This window comes from Brevibacterium sp. CS2 (genome assembly GCF_005280295.1).
Lineage (GTDB): Bacteria > Actinomycetota > Actinomycetes > Actinomycetales > Brevibacteriaceae > Brevibacterium > Brevibacterium pityocampae.
Genome location: NZ_CP040020.1, coordinates 2,885,851 through 2,906,154, shown reverse-complemented (window position 1 = coordinate 2,906,154; position 20,304 = coordinate 2,885,851). Strand labels below are relative to the sequence as shown.

At 74.1% G+C, this 20,304-nt stretch carries 17 protein-coding genes; 16 read left to right on the top strand and 1 reads right to left on the bottom strand.

Translation table 11 applies throughout. The features are described from left to right. Positions 1–2 precede the first annotated feature (2 nt). Positions 3–1,259 (bottom strand): hypothetical protein, encoded by a 1,257-nt coding sequence (locus tag FDF13_RS13060; protein WP_137320024.1) that lies wholly within the window; start codon positions 1,257–1,259, stop codon positions 3–5. Here FDF13_RS13060 and FDF13_RS13055 point away from each other — a divergent pair. From FDF13_RS13055 to scpB, 16 genes are all read left to right on the top strand, one after another. Further along, positions 1,197–2,354 carry a hypothetical protein gene (locus tag FDF13_RS13055; protein ID WP_175406978.1) on the top strand — a complete coding sequence of 386 codons (1,158 nt, stop codon included), beginning with the start codon at positions 1,197–1,199 and terminating at the stop codon, positions 2,352–2,354. The genes FDF13_RS13060 and FDF13_RS13055 overlap by 63 nt on opposite strands. Continuing rightward, positions 2,354–3,340, top strand: coding sequence for an HAD-IIA family hydrolase (locus FDF13_RS13050; protein ID WP_254668811.1), 987 nt, complete (start codon positions 2,354–2,356; stop codon positions 3,338–3,340). Before FDF13_RS13055 ends, FDF13_RS13050 begins: the two co-directional genes overlap by 1 nt. Positions 3,341–3,585: 245 nt before the next feature. Continuing rightward, a complete protein-coding gene (locus FDF13_RS13045; protein WP_137320023.1) occupies positions 3,586–4,485 on the top strand; it encodes a TlyA family RNA methyltransferase in 900 nt (299 codons plus the stop codon). After that, positions 4,482–5,408 (top strand): NAD kinase, encoded by a 927-nt coding sequence (locus FDF13_RS13040; protein WP_137320022.1) that lies wholly within the window; start codon positions 4,482–4,484, stop codon positions 5,406–5,408. Before FDF13_RS13045 ends, FDF13_RS13040 begins: the two co-directional genes overlap by 4 nt. Then, the gene (gene recN, locus FDF13_RS13035) at positions 5,405–7,123 is read left to right on the top strand and encodes a DNA repair protein RecN (protein ID WP_137320021.1); all 1,719 of its coding nucleotides are present in this window, start codon (positions 5,405–5,407) and stop codon (positions 7,121–7,123) included. The genes FDF13_RS13040 and recN overlap by 4 nt, the downstream gene beginning before the upstream one ends. A 7-nt stretch (positions 7,124–7,130) precedes the next feature. Continuing rightward, positions 7,131–8,381 carry a putative cytokinetic ring protein SteA gene (steA, locus tag FDF13_RS13030; protein WP_137320020.1) on the top strand — a complete coding sequence of 417 codons (1,251 nt, stop codon included), beginning with the start codon at positions 7,131–7,133 and terminating at the stop codon, positions 8,379–8,381. Next, the gene (locus FDF13_RS13025) at positions 8,378–9,412 is read left to right on the top strand and encodes a copper transporter (RefSeq protein WP_137320019.1); all 1,035 of its coding nucleotides are present in this window, start codon (positions 8,378–8,380) and stop codon (positions 9,410–9,412) included. The genes steA and FDF13_RS13025 overlap by 4 nt, the downstream gene beginning before the upstream one ends. Further along, entirely contained in the window at positions 9,409–10,266 is an 858-nt protein-coding gene (locus FDF13_RS13020; RefSeq protein ID WP_137320018.1) for a hypothetical protein, read from the top strand. The genes FDF13_RS13025 and FDF13_RS13020 overlap by 4 nt, the downstream gene beginning before the upstream one ends. Then, positions 10,263–12,062 carry a murein biosynthesis integral membrane protein MurJ gene (gene murJ, locus FDF13_RS13015; RefSeq protein ID WP_175406977.1) on the top strand — a complete coding sequence of 600 codons (1,800 nt, stop codon included), beginning with the start codon at positions 10,263–10,265 and terminating at the stop codon, positions 12,060–12,062. The genes FDF13_RS13020 and murJ overlap by 4 nt, the downstream gene beginning before the upstream one ends. Before the next feature lie 32 nt (positions 12,063–12,094). Next, a complete protein-coding gene (locus tag FDF13_RS13010) occupies positions 12,095–13,279 on the top strand; it encodes a glycosyltransferase family 4 protein (protein ID WP_254668810.1) in 1,185 nt (394 codons plus the stop codon). Positions 13,280–14,547: 1,268 nt separating this feature from the next. Further along, positions 14,548–16,218 carry a CTP synthase gene (locus tag FDF13_RS13005; protein WP_137320509.1) on the top strand — a complete coding sequence of 557 codons (1,671 nt, stop codon included), beginning with the start codon at positions 14,548–14,550 and terminating at the stop codon, positions 16,216–16,218. Positions 16,219–16,222: 4 nt separating this feature from the next. Then, entirely contained in the window at positions 16,223–16,867 is a 645-nt protein-coding gene (locus FDF13_RS13000) for an NUDIX hydrolase (protein ID WP_137320016.1), read from the top strand. A gap of 19 nt (positions 16,868–16,886) precedes the next feature. Further along, positions 16,887–17,879, top strand: coding sequence for a site-specific tyrosine recombinase XerD (gene xerD / locus FDF13_RS12995; protein WP_137320015.1), 993 nt, complete (start codon positions 16,887–16,889; stop codon positions 17,877–17,879). Between the two features lie 39 nt (positions 17,880–17,918). Then, the gene (locus FDF13_RS12990) at positions 17,919–18,803 is read left to right on the top strand and encodes a ParA family protein (protein WP_254668809.1); all 885 of its coding nucleotides are present in this window, start codon (positions 17,919–17,921) and stop codon (positions 18,801–18,803) included. A gap of 110 nt (positions 18,804–18,913) precedes the next feature. Next, entirely contained in the window at positions 18,914–19,636 is a 723-nt protein-coding gene (locus tag FDF13_RS12985) for a ScpA family protein (protein ID WP_247619007.1), read from the top strand. After that, entirely contained in the window at positions 19,629–20,282 is a 654-nt protein-coding gene (gene scpB / locus FDF13_RS12980) for an SMC-Scp complex subunit ScpB (RefSeq protein WP_137320013.1), read from the top strand. Before FDF13_RS12985 ends, scpB begins: the two co-directional genes overlap by 8 nt. The last annotated feature ends 22 nt before the right edge of the window (positions 20,283–20,304 follow it).

Genomic DNA, 20,304 nt, shown 5'->3' with positions numbered 1-20,304 from the left:
GCTCATACCGTTCCGAGCGCCGAGGCGCCGACGGGGACAAGGGAGGTCGCGGGGATCATCGAGGACGCGACTTCCGGCGGGACGAGCGAGGCGGGCAGCGCGGCGACGACCGGGGCGAGCAGCGCCCGCGCGGCGGTGACCGCGGGCGGGACTTCCGCGGCGACGGCCGCATGCAGCGCGGTGACGACCGTCGCCCCCGCCGCGATGGTGAGGGCCGGGACTTCCGGAAGGACGACCGGGGCGATTCCCGCGGCGGGTACCGCGGCGACGACCGCCGCCCCCGCCGTGACGGCGAGGGCAGGGACTTCCGTCGCGAAGACCGCGGTCGTGATTTCCGCCGCGACGACCGGGGTGACCGACGTCCCCGCCGTGACGGGGACGCGCGCGACTTCCGCGGCGGCGAGCGCCGCGACTTCCGGCGCGATGACCGCCGAGGCGACCGCCGGGACGGGCAGGGCCGCGACTTCCGACAGGACGACCGGGGTCCCCGCCGTGACGCCGGAGCCCGTGATCACCGGCGCGACGATCGCCGTGATGTCCGGAGGGACGACCGCCGAGGCGAGCGCCGGGACGCGCAGGGCCGGGACTTCCGCCGCGACGACCGCCGGGACGCGCAGGGCCGGGACTTCCGCCGCGACGACCGCCGGGACGGCCGCTCGGGCGGCTCCCGCCGCGATGACCGCTCCGGCGGCTACCGCGGCGGCGACCGCGACGACCGGCGTCCCCGCCGTGACGGCGACTCCCGCGACTTCCGCCGCGACGATCGCCGCGATGACCATCGTGACGACCGCCGGGGTGACCGGCGCGACGGGCCCCGCCGGAACGATCGCCGCGATGACCGCGGCCGCGACTTCCGGCGCGATGACCAGCGCGGCGGACCCCGGCACGGCGGACCGCGCCGCGATGACCGGCGTGATGATCGCCGTGACGACCGGCGTCCCCGCCGGGACGCCGAGCGTGACTTCCCGCGCCGCGAACGCATCCCGGAGCCCGCGCTGCCCGAGAACATCACCGGCCGCGAGCTCGCCGGCCCCGTCAGGTCCCAGCTGCGACCGCTCGAGAAGGACAACGCCGAGTCGGTGTCGAAGCACCTCGTCGCCGCCGGTCGGCTCCTCGACGTGGACCCCGAGGCCGCCTACCAGCACGCGAAGTTCGCGCTCAACCGAGCCGGCCGGATCGGTGCGGTCCGCGAGGCGATGGGACTCGTCGCCTACCAGCTCGAGAAGTACGACGAAGCCGTGCGCGAGCTGCGCACCCACCGCCGGATCACCGGCTCGACGGACAACCTCGCGCTCCTCGCCGACGCCGAGCGCGGCCGCGGCAAGCCGGACAAGGCCCTCGAGCTCATCGACGAGGTGGACCCGACCACGGTGGCGCCGGAGCTCTACACCGAGCTCATGATTGTCGCCGCGGGGGCCCACACCGACAAGGGACACGTCCGGGCGGCCCGTGCGCTGCTCGAGAAGCAGAGCTTCACCGGTAACGCCTCCGGAGCGACGGTCCGGCTCATGTCCGCCTACGCCGACATCCTGCGCATCGACGGCGACCCCGAGACCGCCGACAAGTACGAGGAGCTCGCCCGCCGCACCGCGAAGGCGACGAACACGTTCTTCGGCGACGAGGAGCCCGACCCGAACGCCGACGTCGAGATCTTCACCATCGAGGAGATCGAGGACGAGCCCGTGGTCCCCGACACCGCCGAGAGCACGGTCGCCGCTGAGAGCACGGACACCGCTGTGGACTCCGGGACCGCTGCGGATTCCGACACCGGCGCTGGTGCCGGCACCGCACAGATCACGGACCCGGACACCGAACCCGGCGCTGCCGCGGACACAGCCGAGTCCGCCACCGCGGCGACCGGGGACATCCCGGCGACCGGTGCCGTGCCATCGGTCGAGCCGACTGCGGAGGCCGTCGATCCCGAGCTCCCGAGCGGTGAGTTCGACCCGGACTCCGCACCGCGCAGCTTCCAGGAGGAGATCGAGGCCGAGATCGACGAGATCCTCGCCGAGGCCGGATTCGACGACGACGCAGCACCCGCCGGGACGGAGCCGATTCCCGCCGACAGCGAGGCCGAGGCACTCGCCGAGGACTCCGCACCGCACGAGACCGCGCCCGAGGCGCCTGCCGAGGTCGCTGTCGAAACCGCCGCGGGTTCCACCGACACCGGCACCGACACCGACACCGGCGCCTCCGCCTCCGCCGACGCTGTCAGCGAGAAGGACACTGACACCGTCACCCCCGCCGACACCGACAGCGAGAAGGACACCGACGGTGAGACAGACACCGACGAGGACCGTCGCCGCCGCACCGACGACGATGAAGAAATGACCGCGCCGCTGTTCGATCTCTGATGCCGATGGACCCCCGCGCCCTGTCCTTCGACTCCGTGCTCCTCGACCTCGACGGCGTCGTGTACGCCGGACCCCACGCGGTCCCCGGCGCGGTCGAGGCGCTCGCGGAGCTCGAATCCCGCGGCATCCCGTTCGGCTACGTTACGAACAACGCCTCCCGGGCCGCCGCGGAGATCGCCGATCACCTCCTCGAGCTCGGCCTGCCGGCCCGGCCCGAGGTCGTCACCACCTCCGCCGGGGTCGCCGCCCGGGCGATGGCGGACGAGCTCGGCGCCGGGTCCCGGGTGCTCGTCATCGGCAGCACCGCGCTCACCGAGCTCGTCCGCGAAGCCGGCTTCACCGTGGTCGAGTCCGCCGACGACGAGCCCGACGCCCTCGTCCAGGGCTTCTTCCGCGACATCACCTGGCACGACATCGCCGAGGCCTGCGTCGCCGTGGCCGCCGGCGTCGACTGGTGGGCGACGAACCGCGACCTCACGATGCCGACCGAGCGCGGACTGCTGCCCGGCAACGGCGCCTTCGTCCGCATCGTCGCCGACACCACCGGGCGCGAACCCCGCGTCACCGGCAAGCCGGCTGCGCTCATGCTGCAGACGGCCGCCGCGACGATCGGCGGCACCCACCCGATCATGGTCGGCGACCGGCTCGACACCGACATCGCCGGCGGGCGGGCGGCCGGGTACACCTCCGCACTCGTCCTCACCGGGATCCACGACATCCACGACGCGCTCACCGCACCCGCCGAGCACCGCCCCGACCGCATCATCGCCACCCTCGGTGATCTCCTCGCGCCCGCCCCCGCAGCGACGGTCGAGGCGCACACCGCACGCTGCGGGGACGCCGTCGTCACCCTGTCTGGCGGAGTGTTGAGCTCGACCGGCCCGGCGCTCGACGCGGCGGCCGCCGCCCTCGCACTGCTCGCCGAGCAGCCGGCGGACACCGCATGGGAGATCGACCCCGCATTCCCGCGGAGGGCCGATGGCTGACGATCCCCGCCCCGCTGGGTCGGATTCCCCCGCCCCGCTGGGTCGGATTCCCCCGCCCCGCTGGGTCGGATTCCCCCGCCCCACGGTGTCGGATTCCCCCGCCCCACCCCGGCGAGCGTCGCCGGTCGGCGTGACACCGCGGCCTGGGAAGCCGAGCTCACCCGCCTCCGCGCGCTCGACCCGGCCGAGTCCCTCGCCGCAGCCGAGGCACTGCTCAGCGACCTCGACGAGGGGCTGCGTTCCCAGTGAGCAGCCGCCCGCCCGGCGCGGATCCCGGCCCGCCCCGGCCGGATCCCGGCCAGTCGGATGCGGAAACCGGCAGGCCGACCCGCCTCGACCGCGCGCTCGTCGCCCGCGGCCTCGTCCGCTCCCGCACCCGCGCCGCCCGGGAGATCGCCGCCGGCCGCGTGTTCGTCGACGACCGGGCGGTGACCCGAGCATCCCACCCCACGCACCCGGGCTCCCGCCTCGAGGTCCGGGCCGCGGACCCCTGGGTCGCCCGGAGCGCCCACAAGCTCCTCGGCGCACTGACCGACCTCGACTGCGAGGACGCCCCGCGCGCGGCGGTGTGCCTCGACGCCGGGGCCTCGACCGGCGGTTTCACCCAGGTGCTGCTCGACCGCGGGGCCCGGCGCGTCCATGCCGTCGACGTCGGCCACGCGCAGCTCGACCCCGCACTCCGCTCCGACCCCCGCGTGCACTCCCTCGAGGGCCACAACCTCCGTGAGCTCGAGCCGTCCTGGCTCGCCCCCGACACCGCCGTCGACCTCGTCGTCGCCGACGTGTCCTTCATCTCCCTCACCCTCCTCCTCGACCGACTGCTCGCCGTCACCCGCCCCGGCGGGCTGCTCCTCCTCATGGTCAAGCCCCAGTTCGAGCTCAGCCGCGCCGCCCTCGACAAGCACGGGGTCGCCCACCGCGCGGACGACCGTGCAGCCGCCGTCGTCCGGGTCGTCGACGCGGCGACCCGCCTGGGCGGCGCGGTGCTCGGCTGGGCGCCCTCCCGCCTGCCCGGCCCCACCGGCAACCGGGAGTACTTCGTGTGTGTTCGCGCGCCCCGGTCGGTAGGATCGTCCTCAGTGCCGCCGGAGCCCCAGGTCACGGCGGCCGACATCAGCCGCCGGATCAGCGAGGAGGACACATGAGCCGCACCATCGTCGTCGTCCTCCACCCGCACCGCGGCGACGCCCGGTCCGCCGCCCTCGAGGTGTGCCGGACGCTCGACAGCGACGGCATCCGCCCGGTCATGCTCGAGACCGAGTACCGCGCGCTCGTCGCCTACACCGGGGTGCCCGACACGGAGATCCAGGTCGTCCCCGACGCCGAGCTCGACTGCCTCGCCGAAGGCTGCGAGCTCGTCATGGTGCTCGGCGGCGACGGCACCATCCTCAAGGCCGCCGAACGCTTCCACCGCTCCGGCGTGCCGATCATGGGGGTCAACCTCGGCCACGTCGGGTTCCTCGCCGAGAGCGAGCGGGAGGACCTCGCCGAGGCCGTCCACCGCGCCTCGGCCCGCGACTACATCGTCGAGGAGCGGATGGCCCTCGACATCACCGTCTACGACCGCGACGCCGTCATCCACCGCACCTGGGCGCTCAACGAGGCCACGATCGAGAAGAGCGAGGACTGCCGGATGATCGACCTCGTCCTCGGGGTCGACTCGCGCCCGGTGTCGAGCTTCGGCTGCGACGGCGTCATCCTCGCCACCCCCACCGGCTCCACCGCCTACGGCTTCTCCGCCGGTGGCCCCATCGTGTGGCCCGACGTCGAGGCCCTCCTCATGGTGCCGATCAGCGCCCACGCGCTCTTCGCCAAGCCGCTCGTCGTCTCACCGGCGGCGCGCCTCGGCGTCGAGTTCCTGCCCTCGGCCCCCGGGGTGGGCGCCGTGCTGTGGTGCGACGGTCGACGTGAGATCGACGTCCCGCCCGGCGCCCGCATCGAAGCCGCCCGCGCCCGCACCCCGGTCGCGCTCGCCCGTCTCAACACGAGTCCCTTCACCGACCGCCTGGTGGCGAAGTTCCACCTGCCCGTCACCGGCTGGAGGGGACCGGCGAGGAACCCGCAGTGATCGTCGCGCTCCAGCTGGAGAACCTCGGCGTCATCCCCGCCGCCCGCCTCGAGCTGTCCCCGGGGCTCACCGTCGTCTCCGGTGAGACCGGGGCCGGCAAGACGATGTTCGTCACCGCGCTCGACCTGCTCACCGGCGCCCGCGCGGAGTCCCACGTGGTGCGCGCCGGGGCCGAGCGCGCAGTCGTCGAGGGCGTGTTCGACCTCAACGGCGCCGACCCGTCGGTCGCCGAGCGGATCGTCGAGGCCGGGGGAGAGGCCGAGGACGAGGCGATCATCGCCCGCATCATCCCGCGTGCCGGCCGGGCCCGGGCCACCGCCGGTGGGCGCACCGTGCCGCTCGGCGTCCTCAAGGACGCCGGCCACGGACTGGTGAGCATGCACGGCCAGTCCGAGCAGATGACCCTGCGGCAGGCCGCCACCCAGCGCGAGCTCCTCGACACTGCCGGGGGAGAGCCGGTGGCCCGGGCGCTCGCGGACTACCGGGAGGTCTACACCCGCTGGCGCACGCTCTCCGCCGAGCACGAGCGCCTCCACGCCACCGCGGCCGAGCGCGCCGAGAGGATCGGCTACCTCACCGCGAGCCTCGAGACGATCGATCGGATCCGCCCGCAGGCCGGGGAGGACGTCGAGCTCACCGCGCTCGCCGCCCGCCTGGGCGCGGCGGAGGACCTCAAGTCCGCGGTGTCCGGCGCCCACGACCTGCTCGTCGGCAGCGACTGGGAGGAGACCGCGAACGCCGCCGACCTCATCAACCGCGCTGCCGCCGAGGTGTCCCGCGCCGCCGCGACGGACGACACCCTGAGCCCGCTCGCCGCCGCCGTCACCGACGCCGCCCTCCGCCTCGCCGACACCGCCGCCGAGCTCTCCGGCTACCTCCAGGAGTTCGACGACCTCGGTGCGATGTCGCTCGAGGACGCCGAGGCCCGCCGCGCCGAGCTCGGCTCGCTCGCCGCGTTCGGCCCCGACGTCGAGTCCGTCCTGGCGTTCGAGCAGCGCGCCGGGGCCGAGCTCCTCGAGCTGCAGAACTCCGAGAGCTCGCTCGGCGACATGGATGCCCGCGTCGAGGCCGCCGCCGCGGCGGTCGAGGCCGCCGGGGACACGCTGCGCACCGCGCGCGAGCACGCCGCCGCGGAGTTCGCCGCCGCCGTCGGCGCCGAGCTCGCCGCCCTGTCGATGCCGCGCGCCCGGCTGAGCTTCGAGATCGCCCCGGCCGCCCCGCACGCGCTCGGCGCCGACACCGTGCGGATGCTCTTCACCGCCCACGATGCCGTAGCCCCCGGCGACATCGGCAAGCTCGCCTCCGGCGGCGAGCTGTCCCGGGTGATGCTCGCGATCGAGGTCGTCAAGGCCGGGCACAGCGCATTCCCCACCTTCGTGTTCGACGAGGTCGACGCCGGGGTGGGCGGCCGCGCCGCGATCGAGATCGGCCGCCGCCTGGCGATCCTCGCCCAGCACTCGCAGGTCATCGTCGTCACCCACCTCGCGCAGGTCGCCGCCTGGGCCGACCAGCACCTGACGATCGTCAAGGACGACGCCGCCGACGGCGCGGTGTCCGGGGTCCGCTCGCTCGATCGTGAGGGACGCCTCACTGAGCTCGCCCGCATGCTCGGGGGGATGGCCGATTCCGAGAACGCCCTCGCCCACGCCGCCGAGCTGCTCGACACCTCGACCGCGGAGAAAGCCGGGTTCGCCGAGGACGGCGTGACAGAATGAGGGCACCATGAGACTGCGCAAGGGCCGAGAGACCATTCCCACCGACACCCTCGTCGGACCGGCCGTCGTGCGCGCAGACCCGCGCACCAAGGACCTCACCAAGCGCCTCCAGGCCGGGGAGATCGCCGTCATCGGCCACGCCGACATCGACCGGGTGTCCGCCGAGGCGCTCGTCGCCTGCCGGCCCGCCGCCGTCGTCAACGCCGCCCGCTCGATCTCCGGGCGGTACCCGAACATCGGGCCCCGGATCATCGTCGAGGCTGGCATCCCGCTCGTCGACGGGGTCGGCGAGGAGGTGCTCGCCGCGGTCGCCGAGGGCGAGGAGCTCACCCTCCACGACGGCGAGCTGCTCCGCGGTGAGGAGGTCGTCGCCGCCGGCCAGGTGCAGACGCTCAGCCGCATCGAGACCTCCATGCGGGAGGCCGAGGCGGGGATGAACACCGTGCTCGTCGACTTCGTCGAGAACACCATCGAATACATCCGCAAAGACTCGGACCTGCTCGACGAGGAGATCGTCGTCCCGCACGTCCGCACCGACTTCACCGACCGGCAGGCCCTCATCGTGGTGCGCGGCTACCACTACAAGGAGGATCTCGCGATGCTCCGGCCCTACATCCGCGAGTACCGCCCGGTGCTCATCGGGGTGGACGGCGGGGCCGACGCGATCCTCGAGGCCGGTCATACCCCGGACATGATCGTCGGCGACATGGACTCGGTGTCCGACGCCGCCCTGACCTCCGGCGCGGAGCTCGTCGTCCACGCCTACCGCGACGGCCGCGCGCCGGGCGTCGAACGGCTCCAGGAGCTCGATCTCGAGTGCGTGCTCTTCCCGGCCTCCGGCACGAGCGAGGACATTGCGATGCTCCTCGCCGACGACAAGGGCGCCCCGCTCATCGTCGCCGTCGGCACCCACGACACCGTCATCGAGTTCCTCGACAAGGGCCGCCGCGGCATGGCCTCGACGTTCCTCACCCGCCTCCGCGTGGGCTCGAAGCTCGTCGACGCGAAGGGCGTGTCGCTGCTCTACCGGCAGCGGATCTCCAACACCCAGCTGTGGGTGCTCGCCCTCGCCGGCCTGCTCGCGGTGTTCGTCGCGCTCTCCGCGACCGCCGCGGGGCAGACGGTGTTCGGGCTCATCGCCGCCCAGTTCGACGGCATCGCACGCTGGTTCCAGAGCCTGTTCGGACTGGGCTCGGCGACCGCGGACGTCGCGGCCGCCGGCCTCGCCCCCCTCATCCCAGGAAGACTCCCGCTGTGATCGATTTCCGCTACCACCTCGTCTCGCTGATCTCGATGTTCCTCGCGCTCGCGGTGGGCATCGTGCTCGGTGCCGGGCCCCTCAAGGAGCCGATCGGCGATTCCCTGCAGAGCCAGGTGGACGCACTGCGCACCGACCGGGACAACCTCCGCTCCGAGCTCGACGCGGAGCGTGCCTCCGCCGAGGAGCTCGACCAGTTCGTCGTCGCCTCCGCCCCGGAGCTGCTTGCCGACTCCCTCACCGACGCCGAGGTCGCGCTCGTCGGCTCCCCGGGGGCGGATGCCGACGCGCTCACCGCGCTCGACGAGCGGCTCACCGAGGCCGGCGCCGAGGTCGTCATGCAGGTGTCGCTCGCCGAGACCGCGCTCGACCCCGAGGGGGCCGGGGACCTCATCGAGACGCTGCGCGGCATCGACCCGAGCCTGCCGGACGGCGCGGCCGAGGCGCTCACCACCGCCCTGGCCCGTGCGCTCACCGCCGGTGCCGGGACGGCGGGCGGCAACGGCGAGGAACCCGCGGACGCGGCGCAGCCCGGATCCGGCACCGCGCCGCGCGGCGCGGAGCCCACCGCGGCGCCCGAGGACGCCGGGCCCACCGTCTACACCGCCGACCAGGCCGCCCAGGTCGTCACCGCGTTCTCCGACGACGGTCGGCTCACCGGCTCGGACTACGCCGCCGCGACCGCCGTGATGTTCGTCGCCCCGCCGGCCGCGGAGACCTCCGCGGAGGCCGAGGCGGCCGAGTCGACCGCCCCACCGCAGTCCGAACCGGATTCCACCGGCGCGACATTCGCCACCGCGCTCGCCTCCGGTGCACCCACCGTGGTCACCGGCACCCGTGCGTCGGCCGAGCGCGGCCTGCTCTCCGCACTGCGCTCCGACGACTCCGGCATCACCACCGCCGACGGCCTCGAGGTCACGGCCGGCCCCGTCATCGCCGCGCTCGCCCTCGAACAGGCGATCGCCGGCAACCCGGGCGCCTTCGGCTTCGCCGACAACGCGCAGTCCGTCGTGCCGGGGGCCGAGCAGTGATCCGCAGCCTCGTCCTCGCCGGAGTCGGCGCGGCCGCCGGGCTCGGCGTCGCCCGTGCGCTCACCGCCGCCCGCCCGCTGCTCGACCGAGCCGGTCGCCTCGACCGCCCCAACCACTCCGGGGCGAGCGTGTCCCTCATCGAGGGGCCTGCCGTCGCCGCCGGGCTCGCCGTCGCAGCGCTCGCCCTGCCGCGACCCGCCCACCGGTTCGCCGCCGTCACCGCGACCGCCGCGGCCGGCGTGCTCGGCGGGATCGACGACCTCATGGAGACCGGGTCCGCGAAGGGCCTGCGCGGCCACCTCAGCGCGCTCGCCCGCGGCGAGGTCACCACCGGCGGGCTCAAGGTCCTCGGCATCCCCGCCGCATCCCTGCTGGCCGCCGCGGTCGTCCGGGAGCCCCGCCCGCTCGCGGGTTCGGCGGTGTTCGGCCGCTGCGTGGACACCGTGCTCGCCGGCGGCGTCATCGCCGGCAGCGCGAACCTCGTCAACCTCCTCGACCTGCGACCCGGCCGCGCCCTCAAGGCTGCGGGACTCGTCACCGTCCTGGGGCCGCTGCACGGGCCGGCCGCGGTGCTCTCCGGCGGCGTGCTCGGCACCGCGGCGGCAGTGTGGGGCGAGGACCTCGCCGGACGCACGATGCTCGGCGACACCGGCGCCAACGCGCTCGGTGCCGCACTCGGCACCCGCACCGCCCTGCAGGGCTCCCGCGGGGAGCTCCTCGGCGTCCTCTCCCTGCTCGTCGCGCTCACCCTCGCGAGCGAGAAGGTCTCGTTCACCCGCGTCATCGAGGCCACCCCGGTCCTGCGCGAGCTCGATGCCTGGGGCCGGACGCCGGCCGCCCCCGCCGCTCCGTGACCTCCCGCTGGGTCCGGCTCCTCGCCAACGCCGCGCTCGCGGTCTCCGTCATCACCCTGCTCTCGCGCTTCGTCGGGTTCGCCCGCTGGCTCGTGTTCTCCCCGACGGTCGGCGCCGGCGCGGTGGGCACCGCCTACCAGACCGCCAACCAGGTGCCGAACATCCTCTACGAGGTCGTCGCCGGCGGCGCACTCGCCGGCGCGGTCGTGCCGCTGCTCGCCGCGCCGCTCGCCCGGGCGGACCCGCGCGCCGTGTCCCGCATCGCCTCGGCGCTGCTGACCTGGGCGATCACGCTCACCCTGCCGCTGGCCGTGCTCGTCGCGGTGTTCCACCGGCAGCTCGCCGGCGTGTTCGTCGAGGCGGAGTCCGACACCGGCCGGTTCGCCGGCCACTTCCTCCTCATGTTCGCCCCGCAGCTCGTGCTCTACGCGATCGGCGCGGTCCTCACCGGGGTGCTCCAGGCCCACCGGCGCTTCCTCTGGCCGGCCTTCATGCCGCTGCTCTCCAGCCTCGTCGTCATCGCCACCTACCTGGCCTACGGCGCGGTCGCCGGCGGGCCGGAGACCGCGGAGCCGAGTGCGCTCGCGCTGCTCGGCTGGGGCACCACCGCCGGGGTCGCGATGCTCGCCCTGCCGCTCGCCCTGCCGACCGCCCGCACCGGGGTGCGGCTGCGCCCCAGCTGGAGGTTCCCCGCCGGTGTCGCGAGCCGTGCGGCACGCCTCGCGACGGCGGGGATGACCGCCCTGCTCGCCCAGCAGGTGTCCGTGCTCATCACCCTCGTCGTGTCGAACACCGTCGGCGGCACCGGCGTGTTCGTCGTCTTCAGCTACATCCAGGCGGTGTACCTGCTGCCCTATGCGGTGCTCGCCGTGCCGATCGCCACCGTCGTGTTCCCCACCCTCAGCCGGCAGGTGGCCGAAGCCTCCGCGGAGGTCGCCGCGACGGTGGCGACGACCACCGGGATGATCATCCGCGTCGGCTTCGCCGGCTCGGTCGTCCTCGTCGCCGCCGCCGCACCGCTCGCCGCGTTCTTCTCCTCCTTCGACGCCGCCGCCCGCAACCCGGACGTGCCCTTCGGCACGATGGCCGCCGGGATCACGCTCATCGCGCTCGCCGTGCCCGGCTGGTGCATGGTCGCCTGGGCCTCGCGCGTGTTCTACTCCCTCGAGCACTCCCGGTACGCCGCGATCGGCACCACCACCGGCTGGCTCCTCGTCGCGGGCACCGTGGCGTTCGGCGGGCTGGTCCTGCCCGGGCTCGTCGCCGACGGGATCACGCTGCCGGGCCTCGCCGGCTCCCGTGCCGCGGCCGGCCCGGCCGGTGCCGGGGGAGCGCTGAGCGTGAGCGAGGCGACCCTCCTCCTCGTCTGCGCGGGCCACGCGCTCGGCATGATCGTCGCCGGTGTGCTCCTCGTCGTCCTGCTGCGCCGGGCGGCCGGGCCGGAAGCGGTGCGCGGCACCGTGGGCGGCACGCTGCGCACGCTCGTCCTCGCCGCGTTCGCCGCGGTCGGCGCCGCGTGGACCTCCCACCTCCTGCTCGCCGCGTTCGCCGGTCTGCCGCCCACCGTGGGAGCCGTGCTCGCCGGGGTCCTCGCCGCACTCGTCGGGCTCGCCGTCATGGGCGCCGGCCTGCTCGCGGTCGACCGCGGGCTGCTGCGTGCCGGGCTGCGTCTGGCGGCCGGCCGGGGCGAAGACCGGCCCGGCGGTGCGGCGGGCTCCGCGCGCCCGCACCCCGCCGATGCGGACCGTCCCGGGTCGGACCCGGCCGGGTCGGATTCCGCTCCCCGGATCGAATAGGCTGGAGACCGACGTCGACGAGGGGAGCGGTGGTGGCACGACACGGTGAGGCCCGCGCGCACAGCGCTGCCGGTGCAGCGGATGGAGGACCCCTGCGGATCCTGCTCGTGCTGGCCACCTCGACCGGCGGCGTCGGCACCCACGTCGCCGCCCTCGCCCGCGAGTACGCCGCGGCCGGGCACGCCGTCGGCGTCATCGGCCCCGCCGCCACCGAATCCCACTTCGGATTCACCGACCATCCCGGCGTCCGCTTCGCTCCGCTCGAGCTCGGCACCTCGGTGGGTCCGCGCGACACCGCCGCGCTCGGCCGCCTGTCCCGCCTCGTCACCGCCTTCCGCGCCGACATCGTCCACGCCCACGGCTTCCGCGCCGGCCTCGTCACGCTCGCCGCGCTCGGCCGGATCCGCCGCCGCGAGCGCCCCGTGTCGGTCGTCACCTGGCACAACCAGGCCGCCGGCACCGGCGCCCGGGGCCTGGCGGAGAAGGCCGTGGAGCGCTACGTCGCCCGCCGCGCCGACCTCACCGTCGGGGCGAGCGAGGACCTCGTGCTGCGCGCCCGCGCCTGCGGGGCGCAGACGGCCGTGTTCGCTCCCGTCGCCGCCCCGGACGCCGCCTTCACCGAGGACGTCAACATCGCGCTCCTGCGCTCGCAGAAGATCCGTGAGCTCGGCCTGCCGCGCGGCTCCGTGCTCGTGCTCGCCGTCGGCCGCATCGCCCCGCAGAAGAACTACCGACTGCTCCTCGACGCGTTCTCCCGGATCACCGCCGAGCACCCGGAGGCGCACCTGCTCATCGCCGGCAGCGCCGACGCCCACGAGCTCGCCGCCCTCGAGCAGACGGTCGCCGAGCAGCGGCTGCCGGTGCGCTTCCTCGGGCAGCGCTCCGACATCGCCGCCCTCAACCAGGCCGCCGACGTCTTCGTCCTCACGAGCGGCTGGGAGGCGCGCGCCCTCGTCATCCAGGAGGCGATGATGGCCGGCCGCGCGATCGTCGCCACCGCCGTCGGCGGCGTGCCCGGGCTGCTCGGCGACGCCGGCCTCCTCGTCCCGCCCGGGGACCCCGAGGCGCTCGCCGCCGCCCTCGGCACCCTGCTCGCCGATCCCGCGGAGCGGTCCCGGCTGGGCCGGCGCGCCGCGCTCGCCGCCGTCGACCTGCCGCGCGAGCCCGAGGTCGCCACCACCCTCCTCCACCACTACCGCGCCGTCCTCGGACGGTAGGCTGAACCGCAGACCCGACGACCGTGAGGATGACGATGAGCCCGACCGCGATGACCTCTGCCGACACGACCCCGGTAACCCCGGAGGAGTCGGCCGACCCCGCAGGCGTCCCCGCGCTGCCCGCCGACCTCCGCATCCTCCACGTGCTCACCGGCACCGACGGCGTCGTCGAGGAGGTCGCCGCACTCGCCGTGGCCCGGCACCTGCAGGCCGGCTACAAGGTCGCCGTCGCCTCCGACCGGCGCACCTTCTCAGCCCTCGACCTGCCCGTCGACGACCCGCGGCTCGTCCATCTCGACATCGACGTCAAGACCGGCCCCCGCCCCGGCGATCCGGGCCGCGCCTATGCGCTCCACCGCTACTACCGGCACATCGACGTCGTCCACGTCCACGGCCTCCATGCCTCCGCGATCGCCGGCCTCGCGATGACCGGCCTGCCGGAGTCCCTGCGCCCGGCCCTCGTCGCGACCGTCGGCCGCTTCCAGCCGCGCAGCCCCTTCGCCGCCGCCGATGCCCGGGTCGTGGCACGCACCGCCGCCGTCGTGCTCGGCACCACCGAGCCCGTCGTCGAGCACTTCGCCGAGGACGTGCCCGTGGTGTCCCGCGCCCGGCTGCTGAACCCGGACGTCCGCACCGTCTACGAGCCCGTCCGCAGCCGTGCGCAGATCCGTGAGGCGCTCGGCGTGCGCGCCGGCACCTTCCTCGTCGCCGTGCCGCTCGAGCTCGTCGACCACCCGGCACTCACCACCGCGCTCGAGGCGGCCGTCCGGCTGAGCGAGCACCGCCCCGACCGCCGCTGGGCGACCGTCTTCACCGGCGCCGGCCGGCTCCGCAGCGTCATCGCGAGCGAGTTCGTGCCCCGCCGCGAGGACATCATCCTCGCCGACGTCGTCGCCACCGTCGACGTCGTGGCCGGCTCCGACATCGTCGTCGCCGGCGACCGGATGTCCGCGATCGGTCCCGAGGGCGTCATGCAGCTCGCCCGCCCGGCCATCCACCTCGGTGCCCCGCGGGGTGCTCGCGCCTGGGGCGACTCCGCCGTGCACGTCGACACCGACGACACCGACGGCCTGCTCGCCGCGATCGCCCACCTGTCCGACAGCCCGGCCGCCCGCGGCGCCTCCGCGATCGCCGCCAAGCGGCGGGTCATCGATATCAGCGGCCACGGCTACCTCGCTGAGCGAGCTGCTCGACGTCTACGCCGCCGACGCGCTCCCGAACCGGCGCTGACCCCCACCCGCCCCTCCCAGCTGATAGGATCGAGTTCCGTGGTGAATCGATTGAGCACAAGCGGACAGCACGGTACCCGTCACATCTTCGTGACCGGCGGTGTCGCCTCATCTCTCGGCAAGGGGCTCACGGCCTCCTCCCTCGGGCATCTTCTCGCACAGCGCGGCCTCGCGGTCGCCATGCAGAAGCTCGACCCCTACCTCAACGTCGACCCGGGGACCATGAACCCGTTCCAGCACGGTGAGGTGTTCGTCACCGAGGACGGCGCGGAGACCGACCTCGACATCGGCCACTACGAGCGCTTCCTCGACACCGAGCTCGACGCGAGTGCGAACGTCACCACCGGCCAGGTGTACTCCAACGTCATCGCCAAGGAGCGCCGCGGCGCCTACCTCGGCGACACCGTGCAGGTCATCCCGCACATCACCGACGAGATCAAGACCCGGATGCGGGCGCAGGCCGAGCGCACCGACGGCGAGGCCCCCGACGTCATCATCACCGAGATCGGCGGCACGGTCGGCGACATCGAGTCCCAGCCGTTCCTCGAGGCCGCCCGCCAGATCCGCCACGACATCGGCCGCGAGAACGTGTTCTTCATCCACGTCTCGCTCGTGCCCTACCTGGGCCCCTCCGGCGAGCTCAAGACGAAGCCCACCCAGCACTCCGTGGCCGCGCTGCGCTCGATCGGCATCCAGCCCGACGCGATCGTGCTGCGCTCCGACCGCCCGCTGCCGGACTCGATCCGCAACAAGATCGCCTCCTCCTGCGACGTCGACTTCGAGGCCGTCGTGTCCTGCGTCGACGCCCCGAGCATCTACGACATCCCGCGCGTCCTCCACGACGGCGGGCTCGACGTCTACGTCATCCGCCGCCTCGACCTCGGCTTCCGCGACGTCGACTGGGACACCTGGGACCGGCTCCTCGAGCGCGTCCACCGGCCCAAGCACACCGTGGAGATCGGCCTCGTCGGCAAGTACATCGACCTGCCCGACGCCTACCTGTCGGTGACCGAGGCCTTGCGCCACGGCGGGTTCGCCAACGACGCGAAGGTCAACATCCACTGGATCGCCTCCGACGACTGCGAGACCCCCGCCGGGGCGGCCGAGCACCTCGGCGGCCTCGACGCGATCTGCGTGCCCGGCGGGTTCGGGATCCGCGGCATCGAGGGCAAGCTCGGCGCCCTGACCTACGCCCGCACCGAGGGGATCCCCCTGCTCGGCCTGTGCCTGGGCCTGCAGTGCATGGTCATCGAGTACGCGCGCAGCGTCACCGGCATCGCCGAGGCATCCTCGAGCGAATTCGACCCGGGCACCCCGGAGCCCGTCGTCGCGACGATGGCCGAGCAGCTCGACTTCGTCGAGGGCGAGGGCGACCTCGGCGGCACCATGCGCCTGGGCACCTATCACGCCAAGCTCCTGCCCGGCAGCGTCGTCGCCGAGACCTACGGCGCCGAGGAGATCTCCGAGCGCCACCGGCACCGCTACGAGGTCAACAACGCGTATCGGGAGCAGCTCGAGGCGAGCGGGCTCGTGGTGTCCGGCACCTCGCCCAACGGCCAGCTTGTCGAGTTCGTCGAGCTCCCCGCCGACGTCCACCCGTTCTACGTCTCCACGCAGGCGCACCCGGAGTTCAAGTCGCGGCCCACCGACCCGCACCCGCTGTTCGCCGGGCTCGTGCGCGCCGCGCTCGACCGCCAGCGGGACCTCTGAGCCGATGGCAGACGCCGAGCTCCGCGACGCATTCGGCGCTCCGGAGATCCTCAGCAGCGAGGTCGCGTACTCCGGCCTCGTGTGGGACGTCGTCCGCGAGACCTTCCGGCTCCCGGAGTCCGAGGAGCCGCTGACCCGCGACTTCGTCGCCCACCCCGGAGCCGTCGCGGTCGTCGCGCTCGACGCCGACGACCGGATCATGCTCATCCAGCAGTACCGCCACCCGATCCGCGCCCGCGACTGGGAGATCCCCGCCGGCCTGCTCGACGTGTCCGGCGAACCGCCGCACCTCACCGCCGCCCGCGAGCTCGCCGAGGAGGTCGACCTCGCGGCCACCGACTGGCACCTGCTCGCCGACCAGCTGTCCTCCCCGGGCGGCATCAGCGAGACGCTGCGGATCTACCTCGCCCGCGGCCTGTCCGCGACGGCCGAGGAGTTCGACCGCTCCGGCGAGGAGAGCGGGATCGTGCCCCGCTGGGTGCCGCTGAGCGAGGCGAAGGCCGCCGTCGTCGAGGGCCGCATCACCAACGCGACGGCCGTCATCGGGATCCTCCAGGCCGATCTCGCCCGGGAGTGCGGCTTCACCGGGCTCCGGCCCGCCGATTCCCCGTGGCCGGCGCGCGCCGTGCACTCCCGGGAGCCGTCCTGAGCGGACCCGGGGACCGCTGATGGCGCGCCGCGGGGCGGAGCTCCTGCCCGAGGCCGTCCCCGGCCTGCGCGGACCGGCCGCCGATTACCTCGCCCACCTCGAGCTCGAGCGCGGGCTCAGCCGCAACACGCTCGACGCCTACGCCCGCGACCTCGGCCGCTACCTCACCTGGCTCACCGCGCAGGACGCGCGCGACTACACCGCGGTCACCCCGGAGGACCTGCGGACCTTCGTCGCCGGGCTCGCCGACACCGGGCTCGCGGTGCGCAGCCGCTCCCGCATCACCGTCGCGGTGCGCCGCCTCCACGCCTTCCTCCACGCCGAGGGCCTCACCGGCACCGACCCCGGCGTCGACGTCCGCCCGCCTTCGGCCACCGAGCGGCTCCCCAAGGCGCTGAGCATCGCCGAGGTCGAATCCCTCCTCGCCACCGTCGTCGGGGACTCCGCCGCGGAGCTGCGCTCGCGTGCCCTGCTCGAGCTCCTCTACGCCACCGGGGCCCGGATCAGCGAGACCGTGGGCCTCGACATCGACGACCTCGACCTCGAGCACCGGATCGTGCGGCTCTACGGCAAGGGGAGCAAGGAGCGGCTGGTGCCGCTCGGCGCGCACGCCGCGCGGGCGCTGGACGCCTGGCTGGTGCGCGGTCGGCCGCAGATGAGCGCCGCCCGGGCCGCCGGCTCCGAGGGCGCGGCCCGGGGGAGGAGCGGGGACCCCGAGCGGCGGCAGCGCGCCGGTGCGGTGTTCCTCAACCAGCGCGGCGGCCGGCTGTCCCGGCAGTCGGCATGGCAGACCATCCGCACCGCCGCCGAGCGGGCCGGGCTCGCCGCCCACGCCTCCCCGCACACCTTCCGCCACTCCTTCGCGACCCACCTCCTCGAGGGCGGCGCGGACATCCGCGTCGTGCAGGAGCTCCTCGGCCACTCCTCGGTGACGACGACGCAGATCTACACCCGCGTGACCTCGGAGACCCTGCGCGAGGTGTATGCCACCTCCCACCCGCGGGCGCGATAGGGTGGACAGCAGCCGATCACGAGAAAGGTGACCATCCGCGTGGCCGATTCGCAGCAGAGACTCGACATCCCCGGGGCCGAGGACCGCCTCGGTCCCACCGGTCGTCCGACCCGGGAGTTCCCCGAACCCGCACCGCTGAGCGCGCACGGGCCGGCACGGATCGTCGCGATGGTCAACCAGAAGGGCGGGGTCGGCAAGACCACCTCCTCGATCAACCTCGGGGCGGCGCTCGCCGCCTACGGCCGCCGCGTGCTGCTCGTCGACTTCGACCCGCAGGGCGCCCTGTCGGTGGGCCTCGGCGTCAACCCCTACGACCTCGAGCTCAGCATCTACAACGTGCTCATGAGCTCCCGGGTCGACCCGCACGACGTCATCGTGGGCTCCAACGTCGAGGGCATCGACATCCTCCCGGCGAACATCGACCTGTCCGCCGCGGAGGTGCAGCTCGTCAACGAGGTCGCCCGCGAGCAGGTGCTCGCCCGGGCGCTCGCGAAGGTCGCCGGCGAGTACGACGTCATCCTCATCGACTGCCAGCCCTCGCTCGGCCTCCTCACCGTCAACGCGCTGACCGCCGCGCACGGCGTCATCATCCCGCTCGAGACCCAGTTCTTCGCGCTGCGCGGCGTCGCGCTGCTCGTCGAGACCATCGAGAAGGTGCAGGACCGGCTCAACCCGGGCCTCGAGATCGACGGCATCCTCGCCACGATGTTCGACGGCCGCACGCTGCATGCGCAGGAGGTCATCGCCCGCGTCGTCGAGGCGTTCGGCGACAAGGTGTTCGACACCGTGATCAACCGGACCGTGAAGTTCCCCGACGCCTCCGTCGCCGCCGAGCCGATCACCTCCTTCGCCCCCTCGCACACCGGGGCGGAGGCCTACCGCCGCCTGGCGCGCGAGCTCATCGCCCGCGGAGGCGCCCCCTGAGCACCGGCGGATTCGTCGTCGAGCTGGACAACTTCTCCGGCCCGTTCGACCTCCTGCTCGGCCTCATCGGCAAGCGCAAGCTCGACATCACCGAGGTCGCCCTGTCCGAGGTGACCGACGAGTTCCTCGCCTACGTCTCCGAGCTCAAGGGCCGGACCGGGCTCGAGGAGCTCTCGAGCTTCCTCCTCGTCGCCGCCACCCTGCTCGACCTCAAGACCGCCCGTCTGCTGCCGAGCGGGGAGGTCGAGGACGAGCTCGACCTCGAGCTCCTCGAGGCCCGCGACCTCCTCTTCGCCCGGCTCCTCCAGTACCGCGCATTCAAGGGCGTGTCCGCGGAGTTCGCGGTGCAGATGGCGACCGCCGCGACCCGCACGGCCCGCTCGGTGCCGCTCGAGCCGGAGTTCGCGAACATCCTGCCGCCGCTGCAGAGGACCGCCACCCCGCGCGTGCTCGCCGCGCTCTTCGCCACCGTCCTCCAGCGCGACCGCACGCCCCCGACGGTGTCGATCGACCACCTCCATCTGCCGCAGGTCAGCGTGCCGGAGCAGCGCTCGCTCATCCTCGCCCGCCTGCAGCCCGGCGTCACGCTCGACTTCGCGGAGCTCGTCGCCGATGCCGGGGACACCCTCGTCATCGTCGCCCGCTTCCTCGCGCTCCTCGAACTGTTCAAGGCCGGGCTGTGCGCCTTCGACCAGCCCGAACCGCTCGGCGCCCTGCGGATCAGCGGGGTGGAGCCGGAGGCGGGAGTCGCGGACGCCGGGGGAGGCACCGCGGGCGGGGCCGGGACGGCCGCACTCACCGACACCGACGAATGGGAGACCGCCGATGACTGACACCGGATCCGAGGCCGACCGCACGGGCGAGGGGACTGCGGTCGAGGGTGCCGGGACGGCGCCCGGAGCGGGGACACCGGCCGGGGAGGCCGAGGTCGATGAGGCCCTGCTCACCGCGCTCGAAGCCGTCCTCATGGTCGTCGACGAGCCGCTCGAACCGGTGCAGACCGCCGAGGCGCTCGGCACCAGCCCGGACGAGGCGCTCGCCGCGCTCACCGAGCTCGCCGCCGACTACGACGGCCACCGCGGCTCACGCCGCCGCGGCTTCGAGCTGCGCCGCGCCGCCGGCGGCTGGCGCATCTACTCCCGGGCGGACCACCACGGCACGGTCGCGGACTTCATCACCGCAGGCCAGTCCGCGAAGCTCTCCCAGGCCGCCCTCGAGACCCTCGCCGTCATCGCCTACCGGCAGCCGGTCACCCGCGCGCGGATCTCCGCGATCCGCGGCGTCAACGTCGACGGCGTCGTGCGCACCCTGCTCATGCGCGGACTCATCGTCGAATCCGGGGCGGATTCCACCTCGGGCGCGGTGCAGTTCGTCACCTCCCGGGTGTTCCTCGAGTCGATGGGCCTCGAGAGCCTCGACGAGCTGCCCGACATCGCCCCCTACCTGCCCGCCGGGGACGACGTCCCGACGGTCGACTGACGGGCCGACTGCGCGTCAGGGC

Coding starts and splice junctions, on each gene's coding strand:
- FDF13_RS13000 (WP_137320016.1), top strand. CDS start 16,223: ATGGCAGACGCCGAGCTCCGCGACGCATTCGGCGCTCCGGAGATCCTC.
- FDF13_RS13040 (WP_137320022.1), top strand. CDS start 4,482: ATGAGCCGCACCATCGTCGTCGTCCTCCACCCGCACCGCGGCGACGCC.
- FDF13_RS13050 (WP_254668811.1), top strand. CDS start 2,354: ATGCCGATGGACCCCCGCGCCCTGTCCTTCGACTCCGTGCTCCTCGAC.
- scpB (WP_137320013.1), top strand. CDS start 19,629: ATGACTGACACCGGATCCGAGGCCGACCGCACGGGCGAGGGGACTGCG.
- steA (WP_137320020.1), top strand. CDS start 7,131: ATGAGACTGCGCAAGGGCCGAGAGACCATTCCCACCGACACCCTCGTC.
- FDF13_RS13055 (WP_175406978.1), top strand. CDS start 1,197: ATGGGACTCGTCGCCTACCAGCTCGAGAAGTACGACGAAGCCGTGCGC.
- xerD (WP_137320015.1), top strand. CDS start 16,887: ATGGCGCGCCGCGGGGCGGAGCTCCTGCCCGAGGCCGTCCCCGGCCTG.